This is a genomic window from Streptomyces sp. NPDC127114, from assembly GCF_042677525.1.
GTDB lineage: Bacteria > Actinomycetota > Actinomycetes > Streptomycetales > Streptomycetaceae > Streptomyces.
In genome coordinates this window covers 15770-29320 of the sequence record NZ_JBHXTJ010000041.1, presented here as the reverse complement: position 1 = coordinate 29320, position 13551 = coordinate 15770, and the positions used below count along the sequence as shown (strand labels likewise).

General features: G+C 73.6%; 15 protein-coding genes. 7 read left to right on the top strand and 8 right to left on the bottom strand.

The window, feature by feature from the left end; genetic code table 11:
* The first annotated feature begins 1 nt into the window (after position 1).
* Positions 2-1048, top strand: coding sequence for an NAD(P)H-dependent flavin oxidoreductase (locus ACFVGS_RS30230; RefSeq protein WP_384418998.1), 1047 nt, complete (start codon positions 2-4; stop codon positions 1046-1048).
* A gap of 11 nt (positions 1049-1059) precedes the next feature.
* Positions 1060-1965: a tyrosine-protein phosphatase gene (locus tag ACFVGS_RS30225; RefSeq protein ID WP_385694871.1), complete on the top strand. Its 906-nt coding sequence runs from the start codon at positions 1060-1062 to the stop codon at positions 1963-1965.
* Between the two features lie 85 nt (positions 1966-2050).
* On the opposite strand, the gene ACFVGS_RS30220 is transcribed toward ACFVGS_RS30225, so the two are convergent.
* From ACFVGS_RS30220 to ACFVGS_RS30205, 4 genes are read right to left on the bottom strand one after another with little or no spacing between them, the layout of a single operon-like run.
* Complete coding sequence (locus ACFVGS_RS30220; RefSeq protein WP_385694868.1) at positions 2051-3208, bottom strand: acetyl-CoA C-acetyltransferase; 1158 nt, start codon at positions 3206-3208, stop codon at positions 2051-2053.
* A gap of 17 nt (positions 3209-3225) precedes the next feature.
* Positions 3226-3843 carry a TetR/AcrR family transcriptional regulator gene (locus ACFVGS_RS30215; protein ID WP_384418935.1) on the bottom strand — a complete coding sequence of 206 codons (618 nt, stop codon included), beginning with the start codon at positions 3841-3843 and terminating at the stop codon, positions 3226-3228.
* 15 nt (positions 3844-3858) lie between these two features.
* A complete protein-coding gene (locus ACFVGS_RS30210) occupies positions 3859-4644 on the bottom strand; it encodes an SDR family oxidoreductase (RefSeq protein WP_385694865.1) in 786 nt (261 codons plus the stop codon).
* On the bottom strand, positions 4641-5810 hold the full coding sequence (locus ACFVGS_RS30205) for an acyl-CoA dehydrogenase family protein (RefSeq protein WP_385694862.1): 1170 nt from the start codon (positions 5808-5810) through the stop codon (positions 4641-4643). The genes ACFVGS_RS30210 and ACFVGS_RS30205 overlap by 4 nt, the downstream gene beginning before the upstream one ends.
* 113 nt (positions 5811-5923) lie before the next feature.
* On the opposite strand from ACFVGS_RS30205, the gene ACFVGS_RS30200 reads away from it, so the two are divergent.
* Positions 5924-7132 (top strand): acyl-CoA dehydrogenase family protein, encoded by a 1209-nt coding sequence (locus ACFVGS_RS30200; protein WP_385694860.1) that lies wholly within the window; start codon positions 5924-5926, stop codon positions 7130-7132.
* Positions 7132-8178, top strand: a complete 1047-nt coding sequence (locus tag ACFVGS_RS30195) for an acyl-CoA dehydrogenase family protein (RefSeq protein WP_385694857.1) — start codon at positions 7132-7134, stop codon at positions 8176-8178. The genes ACFVGS_RS30200 and ACFVGS_RS30195 overlap by 1 nt, the downstream gene beginning before the upstream one ends.
* Here the strand turns inward: ACFVGS_RS30195 and ACFVGS_RS30190 are convergent.
* The 4 genes from ACFVGS_RS30190 to ACFVGS_RS30175 all read right to left on the bottom strand — a co-directional run bounded on the left by ACFVGS_RS30190 (position 8169) and on the right by ACFVGS_RS30175 (position 10607).
* Positions 8169-8702 (bottom strand): pyridoxamine 5'-phosphate oxidase family protein, encoded by a 534-nt coding sequence (locus ACFVGS_RS30190; RefSeq protein WP_385694854.1) that lies wholly within the window; start codon positions 8700-8702, stop codon positions 8169-8171. The two genes, ACFVGS_RS30195 and ACFVGS_RS30190, sit on opposite strands and share 10 nt — an antisense overlap.
* 67 nt (positions 8703-8769) lie before the next feature.
* The gene (locus ACFVGS_RS30185; RefSeq protein ID WP_385694852.1) at positions 8770-9162 is read right to left on the bottom strand and encodes a VOC family protein; all 393 of its coding nucleotides are present in this window, start codon (positions 9160-9162) and stop codon (positions 8770-8772) included.
* A 111-nt stretch (positions 9163-9273) separates the two neighbouring features.
* Positions 9274-9990: a VWA domain-containing protein gene (locus tag ACFVGS_RS30180; RefSeq protein ID WP_384418954.1), complete on the bottom strand. Its 717-nt coding sequence runs from the start codon at positions 9988-9990 to the stop codon at positions 9274-9276.
* Positions 9981-10607 carry a PadR family transcriptional regulator gene (locus ACFVGS_RS30175; RefSeq protein ID WP_385694849.1) on the bottom strand — a complete coding sequence of 209 codons (627 nt, stop codon included), beginning with the start codon at positions 10605-10607 and terminating at the stop codon, positions 9981-9983. Before ACFVGS_RS30175 ends, ACFVGS_RS30180 begins: the two co-directional genes overlap by 10 nt.
* Positions 10608-10723: 116 nt before the next feature.
* Between ACFVGS_RS30175 and ACFVGS_RS30170 the strand changes: the two genes are divergently transcribed.
* From ACFVGS_RS30170 to ACFVGS_RS30160, 3 genes are read left to right on the top strand one after another with little or no spacing between them, the layout of a single operon-like run.
* Positions 10724-11851: an LLM class flavin-dependent oxidoreductase gene (locus ACFVGS_RS30170; RefSeq protein WP_385694846.1), complete on the top strand. Its 1128-nt coding sequence runs from the start codon at positions 10724-10726 to the stop codon at positions 11849-11851.
* Complete coding sequence (locus tag ACFVGS_RS30165) at positions 11848-12579, top strand: SDR family NAD(P)-dependent oxidoreductase (protein WP_385694844.1); 732 nt, start codon at positions 11848-11850, stop codon at positions 12577-12579. Before ACFVGS_RS30170 ends, ACFVGS_RS30165 begins: the two co-directional genes overlap by 4 nt.
* Entirely contained in the window at positions 12576-13538 is a 963-nt protein-coding gene (locus ACFVGS_RS30160; protein ID WP_385694841.1) for an alpha/beta hydrolase, read from the top strand. Before ACFVGS_RS30165 ends, ACFVGS_RS30160 begins: the two co-directional genes overlap by 4 nt.
* The last annotated feature ends 13 nt before the right edge of the window (positions 13539-13551 follow it).

Genomic DNA, 13551 nt, shown 5'->3' with positions numbered 1-13551 from the left:
CCTGAAGACCGCGCTCACCGAGCTCGTCGGCGTCGAGCACCCGATCGTGCAGACCGGCATGGGCTGGGTCGCCGGGCCCCGGCTGGTCTCCGCCACCGCGAACGCGGGCGCCCTCGGCATCCTCGCCTCCGCCACCATGACCGTGGGCGAACTGCGCTCCGCCGTACGGGAGGTGAAGTCCCGCACCGACCGGCCCTTCGGGGTGAACCTGCGCGCCGACGCGGGCGACGCCCGCGAACGCGTCCGGATCGTCGTCGACGAGGGGGTCCGGGTCGCGTCCTTCGCCCTCGCGCCCTCCCGCGAGCTGATCGCCGAGCTGAAGGACGCCGGAGTCGTCGTCATCCCGTCCGTCGGGGCGCGCCGGCACGCCGAGAAGGTCGCCGCCTGGGGCGCGGACGCGGTCGTCGTCCAGGGCGGCGAGGGCGGCGGGCACACCGGCGAGGTGGCGACGACGGTGCTGCTGCCGCAGGTGGTCGACGCCGTCGGCATCCCGGTGATCGCGGCCGGCGGCTTCCACGACGGCCGCGGCCTGGTCGCCGCGCTCGCCTACGGGGCGGCGGGCATCGCGATGGGCACCCGTTTCCTGCTCACCTCCGACTCGACCGTGCCCGATGCCGTCAAGGCGCGGTACCTGGCGGCGACGGTCAGGGACGTGACCGTCACCAACGCGGTGGACGGGCTGCCGCACCGGATGCTGCGCACCGAGATGGTCGCCGCGCTCGAACGGGCGGGGAGGGTACGGGCGCTGGCGCAGGCCGTGCGCCGCGCGTCCGGTTTCCGGAAGATCTCCGGCCTGTCCTGGACCGCGATGGTCCGCGACGGGCTCGCGATGCGCCACGGCAAGGACCTGTCCTGGAGCCAGGTCCTGCTCGCCGCGAACACCCCGATGCTCCTGAAGGCTTCCATGGTCGAGGGCCGCACCGACCTCGGCGTCATGGCCTCCGGACAGGTCGCGGGGGTGATCGAGGACCTGCCGAGCTGCGCGGAACTCGTGAACCGCGTCATGTCCGAGGCCGCGCACGTGCTCCGTACCCTTCCCCCCTCGTAAGGGAGTCAGCCATGTCTCTGTCGAGACGCGCACTGCTGAGCACCGCCGGTGCCACCGCCCTCCTCGCGGTCGCCGCCCCGCCCTCACCCGCCCGGCCCCGGCCGCGGCCCGGACTCACCGCGGACGCCATCCGGCAGATCCCGCTCCAGGGCGCGGTCAACGTCCGCGACCTGGGCGGATACCTCACGTACGACGGGGCAAGGGTGCGTCACGGCCTGGTCTACCGCGGCGACCACCTCGGCAAGCTGACCGACGCCGACGTGGCGGCGCTCGGTGCCCTGGGACTCACCCGGGTGATCGACTTCCGGATCCCGCTGGAGGTGCAGTACGACGGCGCGGACCGGCTGCCGGCCGGGGTCGCCGGGGTGTCCCGGTCCGTCACGGACAACGGCCTGTTCGGACAGCTGCTCACCGCGATCGGCTCGCGCGACCCGGTCCGGCAGGAGCAGATGCTGGGCGGCGGCCGGGCGGCGGCCTTCATGACCGAGGTGTACCGCACCTTCGTCACCAGCGCCGCCAACCGGCAGCAGTTCGGCGCGACCCTGCGCCAGCTCGCCGCGCCGGGCGCGGGCCCGCAGCTGTACCACTGCACCTCGGGCAAGGACCGCACGGGCTGGGCGAGCTGGCTGGTGCTCACGCTGGTGGGAGTCCCGGAGCGCTCGGCCACCGAGGACTACCTGGCCTCCAACACCTTCCGCGCCGCGTACGACGCCCGGGTGCGCGAGGGCCTGAAGCAGGCCGGGCTGATGCAGAACCCGGACCTGATCATCCCGCTCCAGGAGGTGCGCCAGGAGTACCTGGACGCGGCCCTCGCCGAGGTCCGGACCGGCTACGGCAGCCTCTACCAGTACGTGACGCAGGGCCTGGGCGTGGACCTGCGCACCCTGGCGGGGCTGCGGGAGCGGCTGGTCGGCTGACCGGACGGGACGGAGCGCGGCCCGAAAGCCGCGCTCCGTCCCGTACTACAGCCGCTCGACGATCGTCACGTTCGCCTCTCCCGAGTCACAGCCGCTCGACGATCGTCACGTTCGCCTGTCCCCCGCCCTCGCACATGGTCTGCAGTCCGTAGCGGCCGCCCGTGCGTTCCAGTTCGTGCAGGAGGGTCGTCATCAGCTTCACGCCGGTCGCGCCGAGCGGGTGGCCGAGGGCGATCGCGCCGCCGTTGACGTTGACGCGCTCCGGGTCGGCGCCGGTCTCCTTCAGCCAGGCGAGGACGACCGGGGCGAAGGCCTCGTTGATCTCGACGAGGTCCATGTCGTCGATGGTCATCCCGGTCTTCTTCAGGGCGTGGGCGGTGGCCGGTATGGGCGCCGACAGCATGCGGATGGGATCCTCGCCGCGCACCGACAGGTGGTGGATGCGGGCCCGCGGGGTGAGCCCGTGCTCGCGTACGGCGCGTTCGCTCGCGATCAGCATCGCCGCGGCGCCGTCGGAGACCTGCGAGGAGCAGGCGGCGGTGATCGTGCCGCCCTCGACGACCGGGTCGAGTCCGGCCATCTTCTCCAGGCTGGTGTCGCGGCGCGGCCCCTCGTCGACCGTGACGTCCCCGTAGGCGACGGTCTCGCGGGCGAAGCGGCCCTCGTCGATCGCGCGGACCGCCCGTCGGTGCGAGCGCAGGGCGAACTCCTCCTGGTCGCGGCGGGTGATGCCCCACTTGGCGGCGATGAGTTCGGCGCCGTGGAACTGGTTGACCGGCGCGTCCCCGTACCGGGCGCGCCAGCCCTCGGAACCGGCGTACGGGCCCTGGGTGAGGCCGAGCGGTTCCGCGGCCTGCCGGGAGGCGAAGGCGATCGGGATCATGGTCATGTTCTGGGTGCCGCCCGCGACGACCAGGTCCTGGGTGCCGGAGAGCACGCCCTGGGCGGCGAAGTGGATCGCCTGCTGGGAGGAGCCGCACTGGCGGTCGACGGTGACGCCGGGGATCTCCTCGGGCAGTCCGGCGGCGAGCCAGCAGGTGCGGGCGATGTCGCCGGCCTGCGGCCCGACGGTGTCGAGGCAGCCGAAGACGACGTCCTCGACGGCGGCCGGGTCGACACCGCTCCGGTCGACGAGCGCCTTCAGGACGTGGGCGCCGAGGTCCGCCGGGTGGACGGCGCCGAGTCCGCCCTTGCGCCGGCCCACCGGGGTGCGGACCGCTTCGACGATGTAGGCCTCGGCCATGGCTGTTCCTCCTGTGGCTAGGGGGTGCGTACGGCGATGCCGTCGAGCACCATCGACAGGTACTGACGGGCGATCTCCTCGGGGCTGTGCTGTCCGCCGGGGCGGTACCAGGACGCGGCGACCCAGACGGTGTCGCGCACGAACCGGTAGGTGAGCCGGACGTCGAGGTCGGCGCGGAAGGCGCCGGATCCGACGCCGCGCTCCAGGGTGCCGAGCCAGGCCTTCTCGAACCTGACCTGCGAGTCGGCGAGGTAGTGGAAGCGGGGCTGGTCGACGAGGTGACGGGCCTCCTTCTGGTAGATCGCGACGGCGGCGCGGTGCCGGTCGATCTCCCGGAAGGACTCGGTGACGAGGGCCTCGATGGTCTCCCGGGGGCCGAGCCCGGCGGCGAGCACGGCGTCGTAGCCGTCCCACAGCTCGTCCAGGAAGGTGGAGAGGATCTCGTCGAGCATCGATTCCTTGGAATCGAAGTGGTAGTAGAGGCTGCCGGCGAGCATGCCCGCCTCGTCCGCGATCTTGCGGACGGTGGTGGCGTTGTAGCCCTGGGCGGCGAACACCTCGGCCGCCGTGTCGAGGAGTTCCCTGCGCCGCTCGGGCGAGGCGGTCACCTGCGTCTTCTTCTTCGTCGTTGGCACCCGTCCATTCTGGTCCTAGGCGCGCTGACTGCTGACGGAGACCGTCTCCCCGGTCATGTACGAGGAGTAGCCGCTGGCCAGGAAGACGATGACGTTGGCGACCTCCCAGGGTTCGGCGTACCGGCCGAAGGCCTCGCGTTCGGTCAGTTCGGCGAGCAGCCCGGCGGAGGTGACCTTGACCAGGTGCGGGTGCATGGCGAGCGAGGGCGCGACGGCGTTGACGCGGACGCCGAGGGCGGCGGCCTCGACGGCGGCGCAGCGGGTGAGGGCCATGACGCCGGCCTTGGCGGCGGCGTAGTGGGCCTGGCCGGTCTGGGCGCGCCAGCCGACGACGGAGGCGTTGTTGACGATCACTCCCGTGGTCCCGCTGTCGCGGAAGCGGCGCAGGGCGGCGCGGGTGCAGCGCATGGTGCCGGTGAGGGTGACGTCGAGGACGCGGTTCCACTGCTCGTCGGTCATGTCGGCGAGTACGGCGGTGCCGCCGAGGCCCGCGTTGTTGACGAGGACGTCGAGGCCGCCGTGGAGCCGTACGGCCGTGTCGTAGAGGGCCTGGACCTGGCCCTCGTCGGTGACGTCGCAGGGCTGGGCGGCGACCCGGCCGGCGCCGAACTCGGCGGCGAGGGCGGTCTCGGTCTCCTTGAGGCGGCGGGCGTGGGCGTCGCTGACGAGGACGCGGGCGCCTTCCTCCAGGAGGCGGCGGGCGGTGGCGCCGCCGATCCCGGCGCCCGCGGCGGCGGTGACGACGGCGGTGCGGCCGGCGAGCAGCCCGTGCCCGGGCACGTACTCCGGTGCGGTGCTCATGGGCGCGGCTCCTTCGGCAGGCCGAGCACCCGCTCGGCGATGATGTTCCGCTGGATCTCGCTGGATCCGGCGTAGATGGTGTCGGCGCGGGAGAAGAGGAACAGCCGCTGCCAGTCGTCGAGTTCGTACGGCTCGCCGGCGGCGAGGGTCGCGGCGGCGCCGCGCACGTCCATGGCGAGCTCGCCGAGGTCGCGGTGCCAGTGGGACCAGTAGAGCTTGGCCGTGGAGGGGTCGGTGCCGCACAGGGCGTGGGCGCGCATGGTGCGCAGTCCGGTCCAGGCGCGGACGAGCCGCTCGCGGATCAGCGGGTCGGCGGCGGCGCCGTTGGCGCGGGCGAGGCCGATCAGGGCTTCGAGCTCGCGGCGGAAGCCGACCTGCTGGCCGAGGGTGGAGACGCCGCGCTCGTAGCCGAGGGTGGCCATGGCGATGCGCCAGCCGTCGCCGGGCGCGCCGACCACGTGGCTCGCGGGCGTCCGGGCGCCGTCGAAGAAGACCTCGTTGAACTCGCTGGTGCCGGTGAGCTGGGTGATGGGCCGGATCTCGACGCCGGGCTGGTCGAGCGGGACGAGGAGGTAGGAGAGCCCGGCGTGCGGGCGGGCGCCGGGTGCGCGGGCCTCGGTGCGGGCGATGACGAAGCACCACTGGGACTCGTGGGCGAGCGAGGTCCAGGTCTTCTGGCCGTGCACCACCCATTCGTCGCCGTCGCGGACGGCACGGGTGCGGACGGCGGCGAGGTCGGAGCCGGCGTCGGGCTCGCTGTAGCCCTGGCACCAGAGTTCCTCGACGGCGCGGATCGACGGCAGGAAGCGGGCCCTCTGCTCCTCCGTGCCGTGGTCGATCAGGGTGGGGCCGAGGAGCTGTTCGCCGATGTGGTTGACGCGGGCGGGGGCGTCGGCGAGGGCGTACTCCTCGTGGAAGGCGATCTGCTCCGCGACGCTCGCGCCGCGGCCGCCGTACTCCTCCGGCCAGCCGACGCAGGTCCAGCCGTGGGCGGCCATGTGCCGCTCCCAGGCGAGCCGTTCGGGGAACGCCTCGTGTTCCCGGCCGGGTCCGCCCAGGCCCTTCAACGCGGCGAACTCGCCGCTCAGTTGGAGCTTGAGCCAGTCGCGTATCTCGGTGCGGAACTCCTCGACGCCGCCCGTGGCGCTCCTCATGGCGCTGCTCATGGCCGTACGTTAACCTACCAAACACTTGTTAGGGAAGGTTGAGGCCTTCGTCCGCCGATCCCGTCCGCCGATCCCGCCCGCCGATCTCTTCCGCCAAGGAGGCGAAACGTCTGATGGACCTCACCCATGACGCGGAGACGGAGGAGTTCCGGGCCGAGGCGCGCGCCTGGCTGCGCGCCCACGTGCCCGCCGAGCCGCTGCCCTCCCTGGAGACCGAGGAGGGCTTCGCCGCCCACCGCGCCTGGGAGGCGGAACTCGCCGCCGGCCGCTGGTCGGTGGTCTCCTGGCCCGAGCGCTACGGCGGCCGCGGCGCCGACGTCTTCCGCTGGCTGGTCTTCGAGGAGGAGTACTACGCGGCGGGCGCGCCCGGCCGGGTCTCCCAGAACGGCATCAGCCTGCTCGCGCCCACCCTCTTCGAGCACGCCACCGAGGACCAGCGGGCCCGCGTCCTGCCGTCCATGGCGACCGGCGCGACGATCTGGGCCCAGGCCTGGTCCGAGCCCGAGGCGGGCTCCGACCTCGCCTCGCTCACCTCGCGCGCGGTGCGCACCGAGGGCGGCTGGCTGCTGTCCGGGCAGAAGACCTGGTCCTCGCGGGCCGCGTTCGCCGACCGGGCCTTCGGCATCTTCCGCACCGACCCGGCGCCGGCGGCGGAGGGCCGCCCGCACCGGGGCCTGACGTACCTGATGTTCGACCTCCGCGCCCCCGGGGTGACCGTGCGGCCCATCGGGCGGCTCGACGGCAGGCCGGCCTTCGCCGAGCTGTTCCTGGACGAGGTGTTCGTACCGGACGAGGACGTCATCGGCGAGCCCGGCCAGGGCTGGCGGATCGCCATGTCCACCACCGGCAACGAGCGCGGGCTCACCCTCCGCTCGCCCGGCCGGTTCCTGGCCGCCGCCGACCGGCTCGTACGGCTGTGGCGGGAGCGGGCGGACGAGCGGGACACCGCGCTGCGCGACCGGGTCGCGGACGCGGTGATCGGGGCGCGCGCCTACCAGCTGTTCACGGCGGCCGGCGCCTCCCGCCTCGCGGCCGGCGACGCCGGCGGGGCTTCCGGGGCCGGCGGGGCTGCCGGGGAAGGCAGGGCCGCCGGTGCCGCCGGTGCCGAGTCCAGCCTCAACAAGGTGTTCTGGTCGACGTACGACATCGCCCTCCACGAGACCGCGCTCGACCTGCTCGGCCCGGACGGCGAGCGGGCGGACACCGAGTGGGCCGAGGGCCATGTCTTCTCGCTCGCGGGGCCGATCTACGCGGGCACCAACGAGATCCAGCGCGACATCATCGCCGAGCGCCTGCTCGGCCTCCCGAAGGGCCGCCGCTGATGCGTTTCCTGCCGACCGACGAACAGCGCGACTTCGCGCGCTCCCTCGACGCGATGCTGACCGCGGCCAAGACGCCCGCGGCGGCACGGGCCTGGGCGGCCGGCGACCCGGCACCCGGGCGCGCCCTGTGGGCGCGGCTCGGCACGGCCGGCGTCTTCGCGCTCGCGGCGCCCGAGGCGTACGAGGGAGTGGGCCCGCTGCCCGTCGAACTCGCCCACGCCCTCGTGGAGTCGGGCCGACACGCCGTCCCCGGCCCGCTGACGGAGACGGTCGCGGCGACCGCGCTGCTCGCCGGTCTGGCGGCGCGTGGCGAGCCGGCCCCCGCGAAGCGGCTGCTGCCGGGACTCGTGTCCGGGGACACGGTGGCGACGCTCGCGATGGCCGACGTCTCGCCGTACGCGCTCGACCCCGACACCGCCGGCCTGGTGTTCGCCGTCGACGGCGAGGAGCTGCGGCTCGCTCCCGGGCACGAGGAGATACGGGTCTCCGCCGACCCGGTACGGCGACTGGCGCGGCCGGCGCCGGGCGGCGAGCTGCTCGCGGCCGGGCCCGCCGTCGCCGCCGCGGCCCGGCACGCCCGGGACTGGGCGCTGCTCGCGACGGCCGCCCAGTCCCTCGGCGTCGGCCTCGCGCTCCTGGACCGGACGGTGGCGTACGCGAAGCAGCGCACCCAGTTCGGCACGGTGATCGGCTCGTTCCAGGCGGTGAAGCACCGACTCGCGGACACCCTGATCGGCCTGGAGTTCGCCAGGCCGCTGCTGTTCGGAGCGGCGCTCACCTTCGAGAGCGGCGATCTCGCGGCGGCCAAGGTGGCGGCCGGTGAGGCGGCGCACGCGGCGGCCGCCACCGCCCTCCAGATCCACGGCGCCGTCGGCTACACCGAGGAGCTGGACCTCTCCCTCTGGCTGCGCAAGGCCCGTCCGCTGCGCGACGCCTGGGGCACGCCGTCCTGGTGCCGGGCACAGGTGCTCGCGGCACCCGGACATGGTATGACGGATGGTCAGAGTCTGGCGGCCGACCGGGGATTGACGAGCGGTCAGACCTGAGGGGCGTCCTCGCGCGGCGGGCTGTCGTCGTTGCCCCGCCGGAGCGTCCGCGTCCCGCGTCCCGGGGACCAGGTGCGCAGGACGATCTCCTCGCCGTCGACGTACGTCCGGACGACCTCCGTGAGCTCGGCCCGGAAGACGTGGAACGGCATCGGCATGCCGACCTCGGCCGCGTACCAGTCCAGCTTCCGCGGGTCGGTGATCTCGACCGCCCGCCCGGAGAGGCGGACGTCGCCGCCGCCCATACTCGTGCCCTCGCCCGGATTGGCGAGCAGCGAGAAGCGCGGGTCGCGCTGCACGTCGCGGGCCTTGCGCGACCGGGGCATCATGCCGAGCCACAGTTCACCGGCCCGGAAGTCGGCCTCGATGCCGCTGAGCCGCGGTGAGCCGTCCTTGCGCAGGGTGGCGAGGGCGTGGTGGGTGTACATGCCGAAACGCTCGCGCACGGTGGCGGCGAGCTCGGGCTCGGCGGACTCGAAGGCGGACCAGGAGACGGCGGTCGGGGTGGTTCCGGTGGTTCCCATGGTTCCAGGGAACACCGGAAACCCGACATCTTCTGTCCGGATTACTCCGGACCAGGCCCTGTCCGCCCTACGCCTGCGCGGCCTCGGTGGCGGCGCGCTCGGCCTTGCTGCGCTCGACGCAGAACTCGTTGCCCTCCGGGTCCTGGAGGACGACCCAGCCCGTGCCGTCGGGCCGGCGCTGGTCGTCGAAGAGCGTGGCGCCGAGCGCGATCAGCCGCTCGACCTCCTCGTCGCGGGTGCGGTCCTGCGGCTGGAGGTCCAGGTGGACCCGGTTCTTCAGGGACTTCTTCTCCGGGACCTGGATGAAGAGCAGGTCGGCGCCGGGCGTCTCGACCAGCGCCTCGGGGTCGCCGGGGTTGTCGTCGTCGGAGAGCTTGGAGTCCAGGGCCCGGGCCCAGAAGGAGGCCAGGGCGTAGGCGTCGGAGCAGTCGATGGTGACGTGTCGCACGAGAGTGGTCATGCGGTCACTATCGCCGGTGCCGGCCTCCCTGACGAACGCTTTACTCCCGCACCGCGGCCGGACCGCGCTCCTCCGTGGCCGGAGCCGTGGCCGGAGCCGTGGCCGTCCGGCTCAGCGGACGATGCCCTGGGCGCGGGCGGCGGCGAGCCAGGCGGGCAGGTCGGCGACCAGCCGGTCGTACAGCTCCTCGTCCCCGACCCGGCGCGGGTCCTTCCCGGCGTGGAAGAACCCGGAGTTGTCGACCGGCCGCTTCGCCGGCACCGCCAGTTCGTCGAGCCGGCGCAGGAACTCGAACTGCCGGCTGCCCGGGTCGCCGAAGCCGACGAACTGCCAGAAGAGGGGCAGCCGGGCCGCCTTGCAGACGTACCGCTCGGCGGCGAGCTTGTTGATCGGTCCGCCGTCGGTCTGGAAGACGACGAGGGCGGGCGCGGTCGACCCGCTGTCGAGGTAGTGGTCGATGACCGCGTCCATGGCCAGGTGGTAGCTGGTCTTCCCCATGTGGCCGAGGCCGGCCACGATCCGGTCGATCCGCCCCTCGTGCTCGCCGAGGACGATGTCGGTCTCCGCGTCCACGTCGGTGGAGAAGAACACCACCGGCACGCGGCCGTCGTCGTCGAGCTGGGCCGAGAGCCCGAGCACGCGGTCGGCGAGGGCCTGGACGGTGCCGTCCGCGTAGTACGGCTTCATGGAGCCGGAGTAGTCGACGACGAGGTAGACGGCGACCCGCTGCCCGTCGATCCCGTGCCGCCGGAGGGAATCCCCCGCCTTCTTGTACAGGTCGACCAGCGCGGGCGCGGTCTCCTCCACCTTGCGCAGACTCAGAGCCACGGACGGTCCCCCTTTTTCGTGCCGTCGGCGCCCCGCCGCCGCTCGCGCTCCGCCTCCAGCTCCTCGATGTCGGCGAGCATGGCGTCGGCGAGGTCGCGCTCGGAGGCGTAGTACCGCTCGGCCCACTTCAGGGTGAGCGTCGGATAGGCCCAGGCCTCGTCGGCCCTGGCGCCCTCGACGTCCTCCTCGGCCCGCTGCCGCATGGCCTCGGCGAACTCCCGGTGGCCGGCCAGGACCTCCCGTATCCGCTCGGGTTCGAGGAGGTGGCCGAGCCACAGCCGGAGCATCGGCCCGTGCTTGAGGACCGGCGGGTCGACCGGTGCGGTGCGGGCCCAGGCGCGCACGGCGGCCAGACCCTCGTCGGTGATGCGGTAGACCCGCTTGTCCCGGGTGCCCGCCTCCGGAGCGACCAGGCGCGAGGTCGCGTAGCCGGCCTTCTCCAGGCGCTTGAGCTCGCCGTAGATCTGGCTGAACGACGGGCTCCAGTAGAAGAGGCCCAGCGACCGGTCCGACCACTTCTTCAGGTCGTAGCCGGACAACTCCCGCCCGAAGGACAGCAGTCCGAGCACCGCCCAGCTGGTCGGGGGAAGCCCCGGCACGCCCTCTTCGTCCGCCACGGGTGGCAGTGTACGGCTCTTCCCTCCCCTCACTATGCCTGCTAGAAGTATTTCGATTAGGCATACACGTCGGCAGCCGTCGGCAGCAGGCCGATCGGCACCGGGAGGAGCTCCCCGTGAAGTTCTCGATGATCTTCGAAGCCCAGCTCGTCGACCCGACCCGCGAACGCGAACGCCAGGTCCTCCACGACTGCGTCGAACAGGCCGTCCTCGCCGAGGAGACGGGCTTCGACCGGATCTGGGCGGTCGAGCACCACTCCCTCACCCAGTACGCCCACATGAGCGCGTCCGAGATCTTCCTGACCTGGGTCGCCGCCCGGACCAGCACCATCCGGATCGGCCACGGCGTCGTCACGATGCCCTTCGGCTACCAGCACCCGGTGCGGGTGGCCGAGCGCGCCGCCATGCTCGACGTCCTCTCCGGCGGCCGGGTCGACGTCGGCGCCGGACGCGGCGCGACCAGGCAGGAGATGCGGATGTTCGGGGTCAGCCCCGACGACACCTCCCCGCAGACGGAGGAGGCGCTGCGGATCTTCGCCTCGGCGTGGCGCGAGGAGGAGTTCGAGTGGCACGGCTCGCTCGACATCGGCCCCGGCGCGGTCCTGCCCCGCCCCGTGCAGGACCCGCACCCGCCGCTCTTCATGGCCTGCTCCCGGCACGAGACCCTCAGGCTCGCCGCCGAACTCGGCATCGGAGCCCTGGTGATGGGCTTCGCCGGCGCCGACGACGTGCGCGCGATGCGCACGGTGTACGACGAGGCCATCGCGGGCCGCGACGGCTCGCGGTTCGTCTCCACCGAGGTCAACGACCACTTCTCGTCGCTCTGTCCGACGATCGTCCTGGACGACCGGGCCCGCGCGCTGCGGCTCGGCACCCGCGGTCAGCGCTTCTTCGCCGAGTCGATCGCCCACTGGTACGGCGGCGCGCCCGCGCCCACCGGATACGCGGAGGACGAGGACCACGCGGGCGCCCTGGCCCGGGAGCGCGACGCGCTGGTGGCCCGCCTCCACGAGGCGGACATCCCCGCCCGGCCGGTCGACACCGGCACGTACAACACCGACCACGCCTACGGGGACGCCGAGACCGCCGTCGCCTACGTCGAGCGGCTGCGGCAGATCGGGGTCGACGAGGTGATGTGCCTGATCCAGATGGGCACGGTGCCGCAGGAGGTCTGCCTGGAGACCATCCGGCAGTGGGGCGAGCACGTCATCCCGCGCTTCCGCGCGACGGAGGCGGCGTCGTGAGCGGGCGGGGGCTGGCCGGCAAGGCCGTGATCGTCACCGGCGCGGCCCGCGGCCAGGGCGCCGCCGAGGCACGGCTCCTGGCGGAGGCCGGGGCGCGGGTGGTCCTCACCGACGTACGGGAGGAGGAGGGCCGGGCGGTCGCGGCGGAGCTGGGAGCGGGGACGGCCGTGTTCGTCCGGCACGACGTGACCTCGGCCGAGGACTGGAAGACGGTCGTCGAGAGCGCCCTCGCCGTCCACGGACGGCTGGACGGCCTGGTCAACAACGCGGCCCTGTGGCGGACCGCGCCGGTGGAGTCGGAGACGTACGAGAACTTCCACCTCCTCCTCAGGGTCAACCTGCTGGGGCCCTTCTTCGGCATGCAGGCGACGCTGCCGGCGCTGAGGGAGTCGGCCGGGGCCTCGATCGTGAACGTCTCGTCGACGGCCGGCCTGGTCGGCGTCCCCGGGCACGCGGCCTACGGCGCGGCCAAGTTCGGCCTGCGCGGCCTCAGCCGCTCGGCGGCCCGCGACCTGGCCCCGTACGGCATCCGCGTCAACACGGTCCACCCCGGCGCCGTCGACACGCCCATGACGGCCGCGGTGGCGGACCGGGACTGGTCGCACCTGCCGCTCGGCCGGATGGGCCGGCCGCGAGAGGTCGGCGAACTGGTCGCCTTCCTGCTCTCGGACGCGGCCTCGTACGTGACGGGCGCCGAGTTCACCGTGGACGGAGGTCTCACCGCATGACGCCGGACCCCCTGACTCCGGCCGCCCGCGCCCTGTGCGACGCGACGGCGGCCGCGTTCCCGATGCCCGGGGCGGACCCGGCGGCCTTCCGGGCCGCGGCCCGGGCGCACGTCGGCGCCCTCCCGCCGGGCGCCACGGGCACGGAGGCGAACGGCGTCCCGGTCCGCGTGTACGAAGGGGCGGCCGACCTGGTCGTCGTCTTCGCGCACGGCGGCGGCTGGGTCCTGTGCGACCTGGACACCCACGACCGCCTGTGCCGCGCGCTGGCCGCCCGTACCGGCGCGACGGTCGTCTCGGTCGACTACCGCCGCGCCCCCGAGCACCGTTTCCCGGCGGCCGAGGACGACGTGTACGCGGCCCTGGAGTGGGCGGCCGCGAAGTGTCCCGGGCGCCCGCTGGTCGTGGCCGGCGACTCCGCCGGCGGCAACCTCGCCGCGGCGGCCGCCCTGCGCGCCCGCGACCACGACGGCCCGCCCCTGGCGGGCCAAGTCCTCGTCTACCCGGTCCTGGACCACAGCCTGGGCGGCGAGTCGGCACGGACATACGCGGAGGGCTTCTTCCACACCACCGCCCATATGCGCTGGTACTGGGAGCAGTACCTGGGCCCGGACGGCGACCCGGTCGCGGCCTCCCCCGGCCTGGCTCCCGACCTCACCGGCCTCCCCCCGACCCTGGTCGTCCTCGCCGACTGCGACCCCCTCCGCGACGAGGGCCTCGCCTACGCCCGCCGGCTGTCCTCGGCCGGCGTGCCCGCCCACGTACAGCTGCACACGGGCATGTTCCACGGCTTCCTGGGGGGCCTGGGCCTGCTGCCGGAGGCCGACAAAGCCCTGGGTGCGGCGGCCGGCTGGCTCAGGTCCCTCGTCCGAACGCGCCGCGGCGCCCACCCAGTCGTCCGGTCGGGGACAGTGGGGCAAGCGCCGCGCTCAGTTCCGCACGTCGTTGTACGGGACGGATGAGGGGTGATCCGGC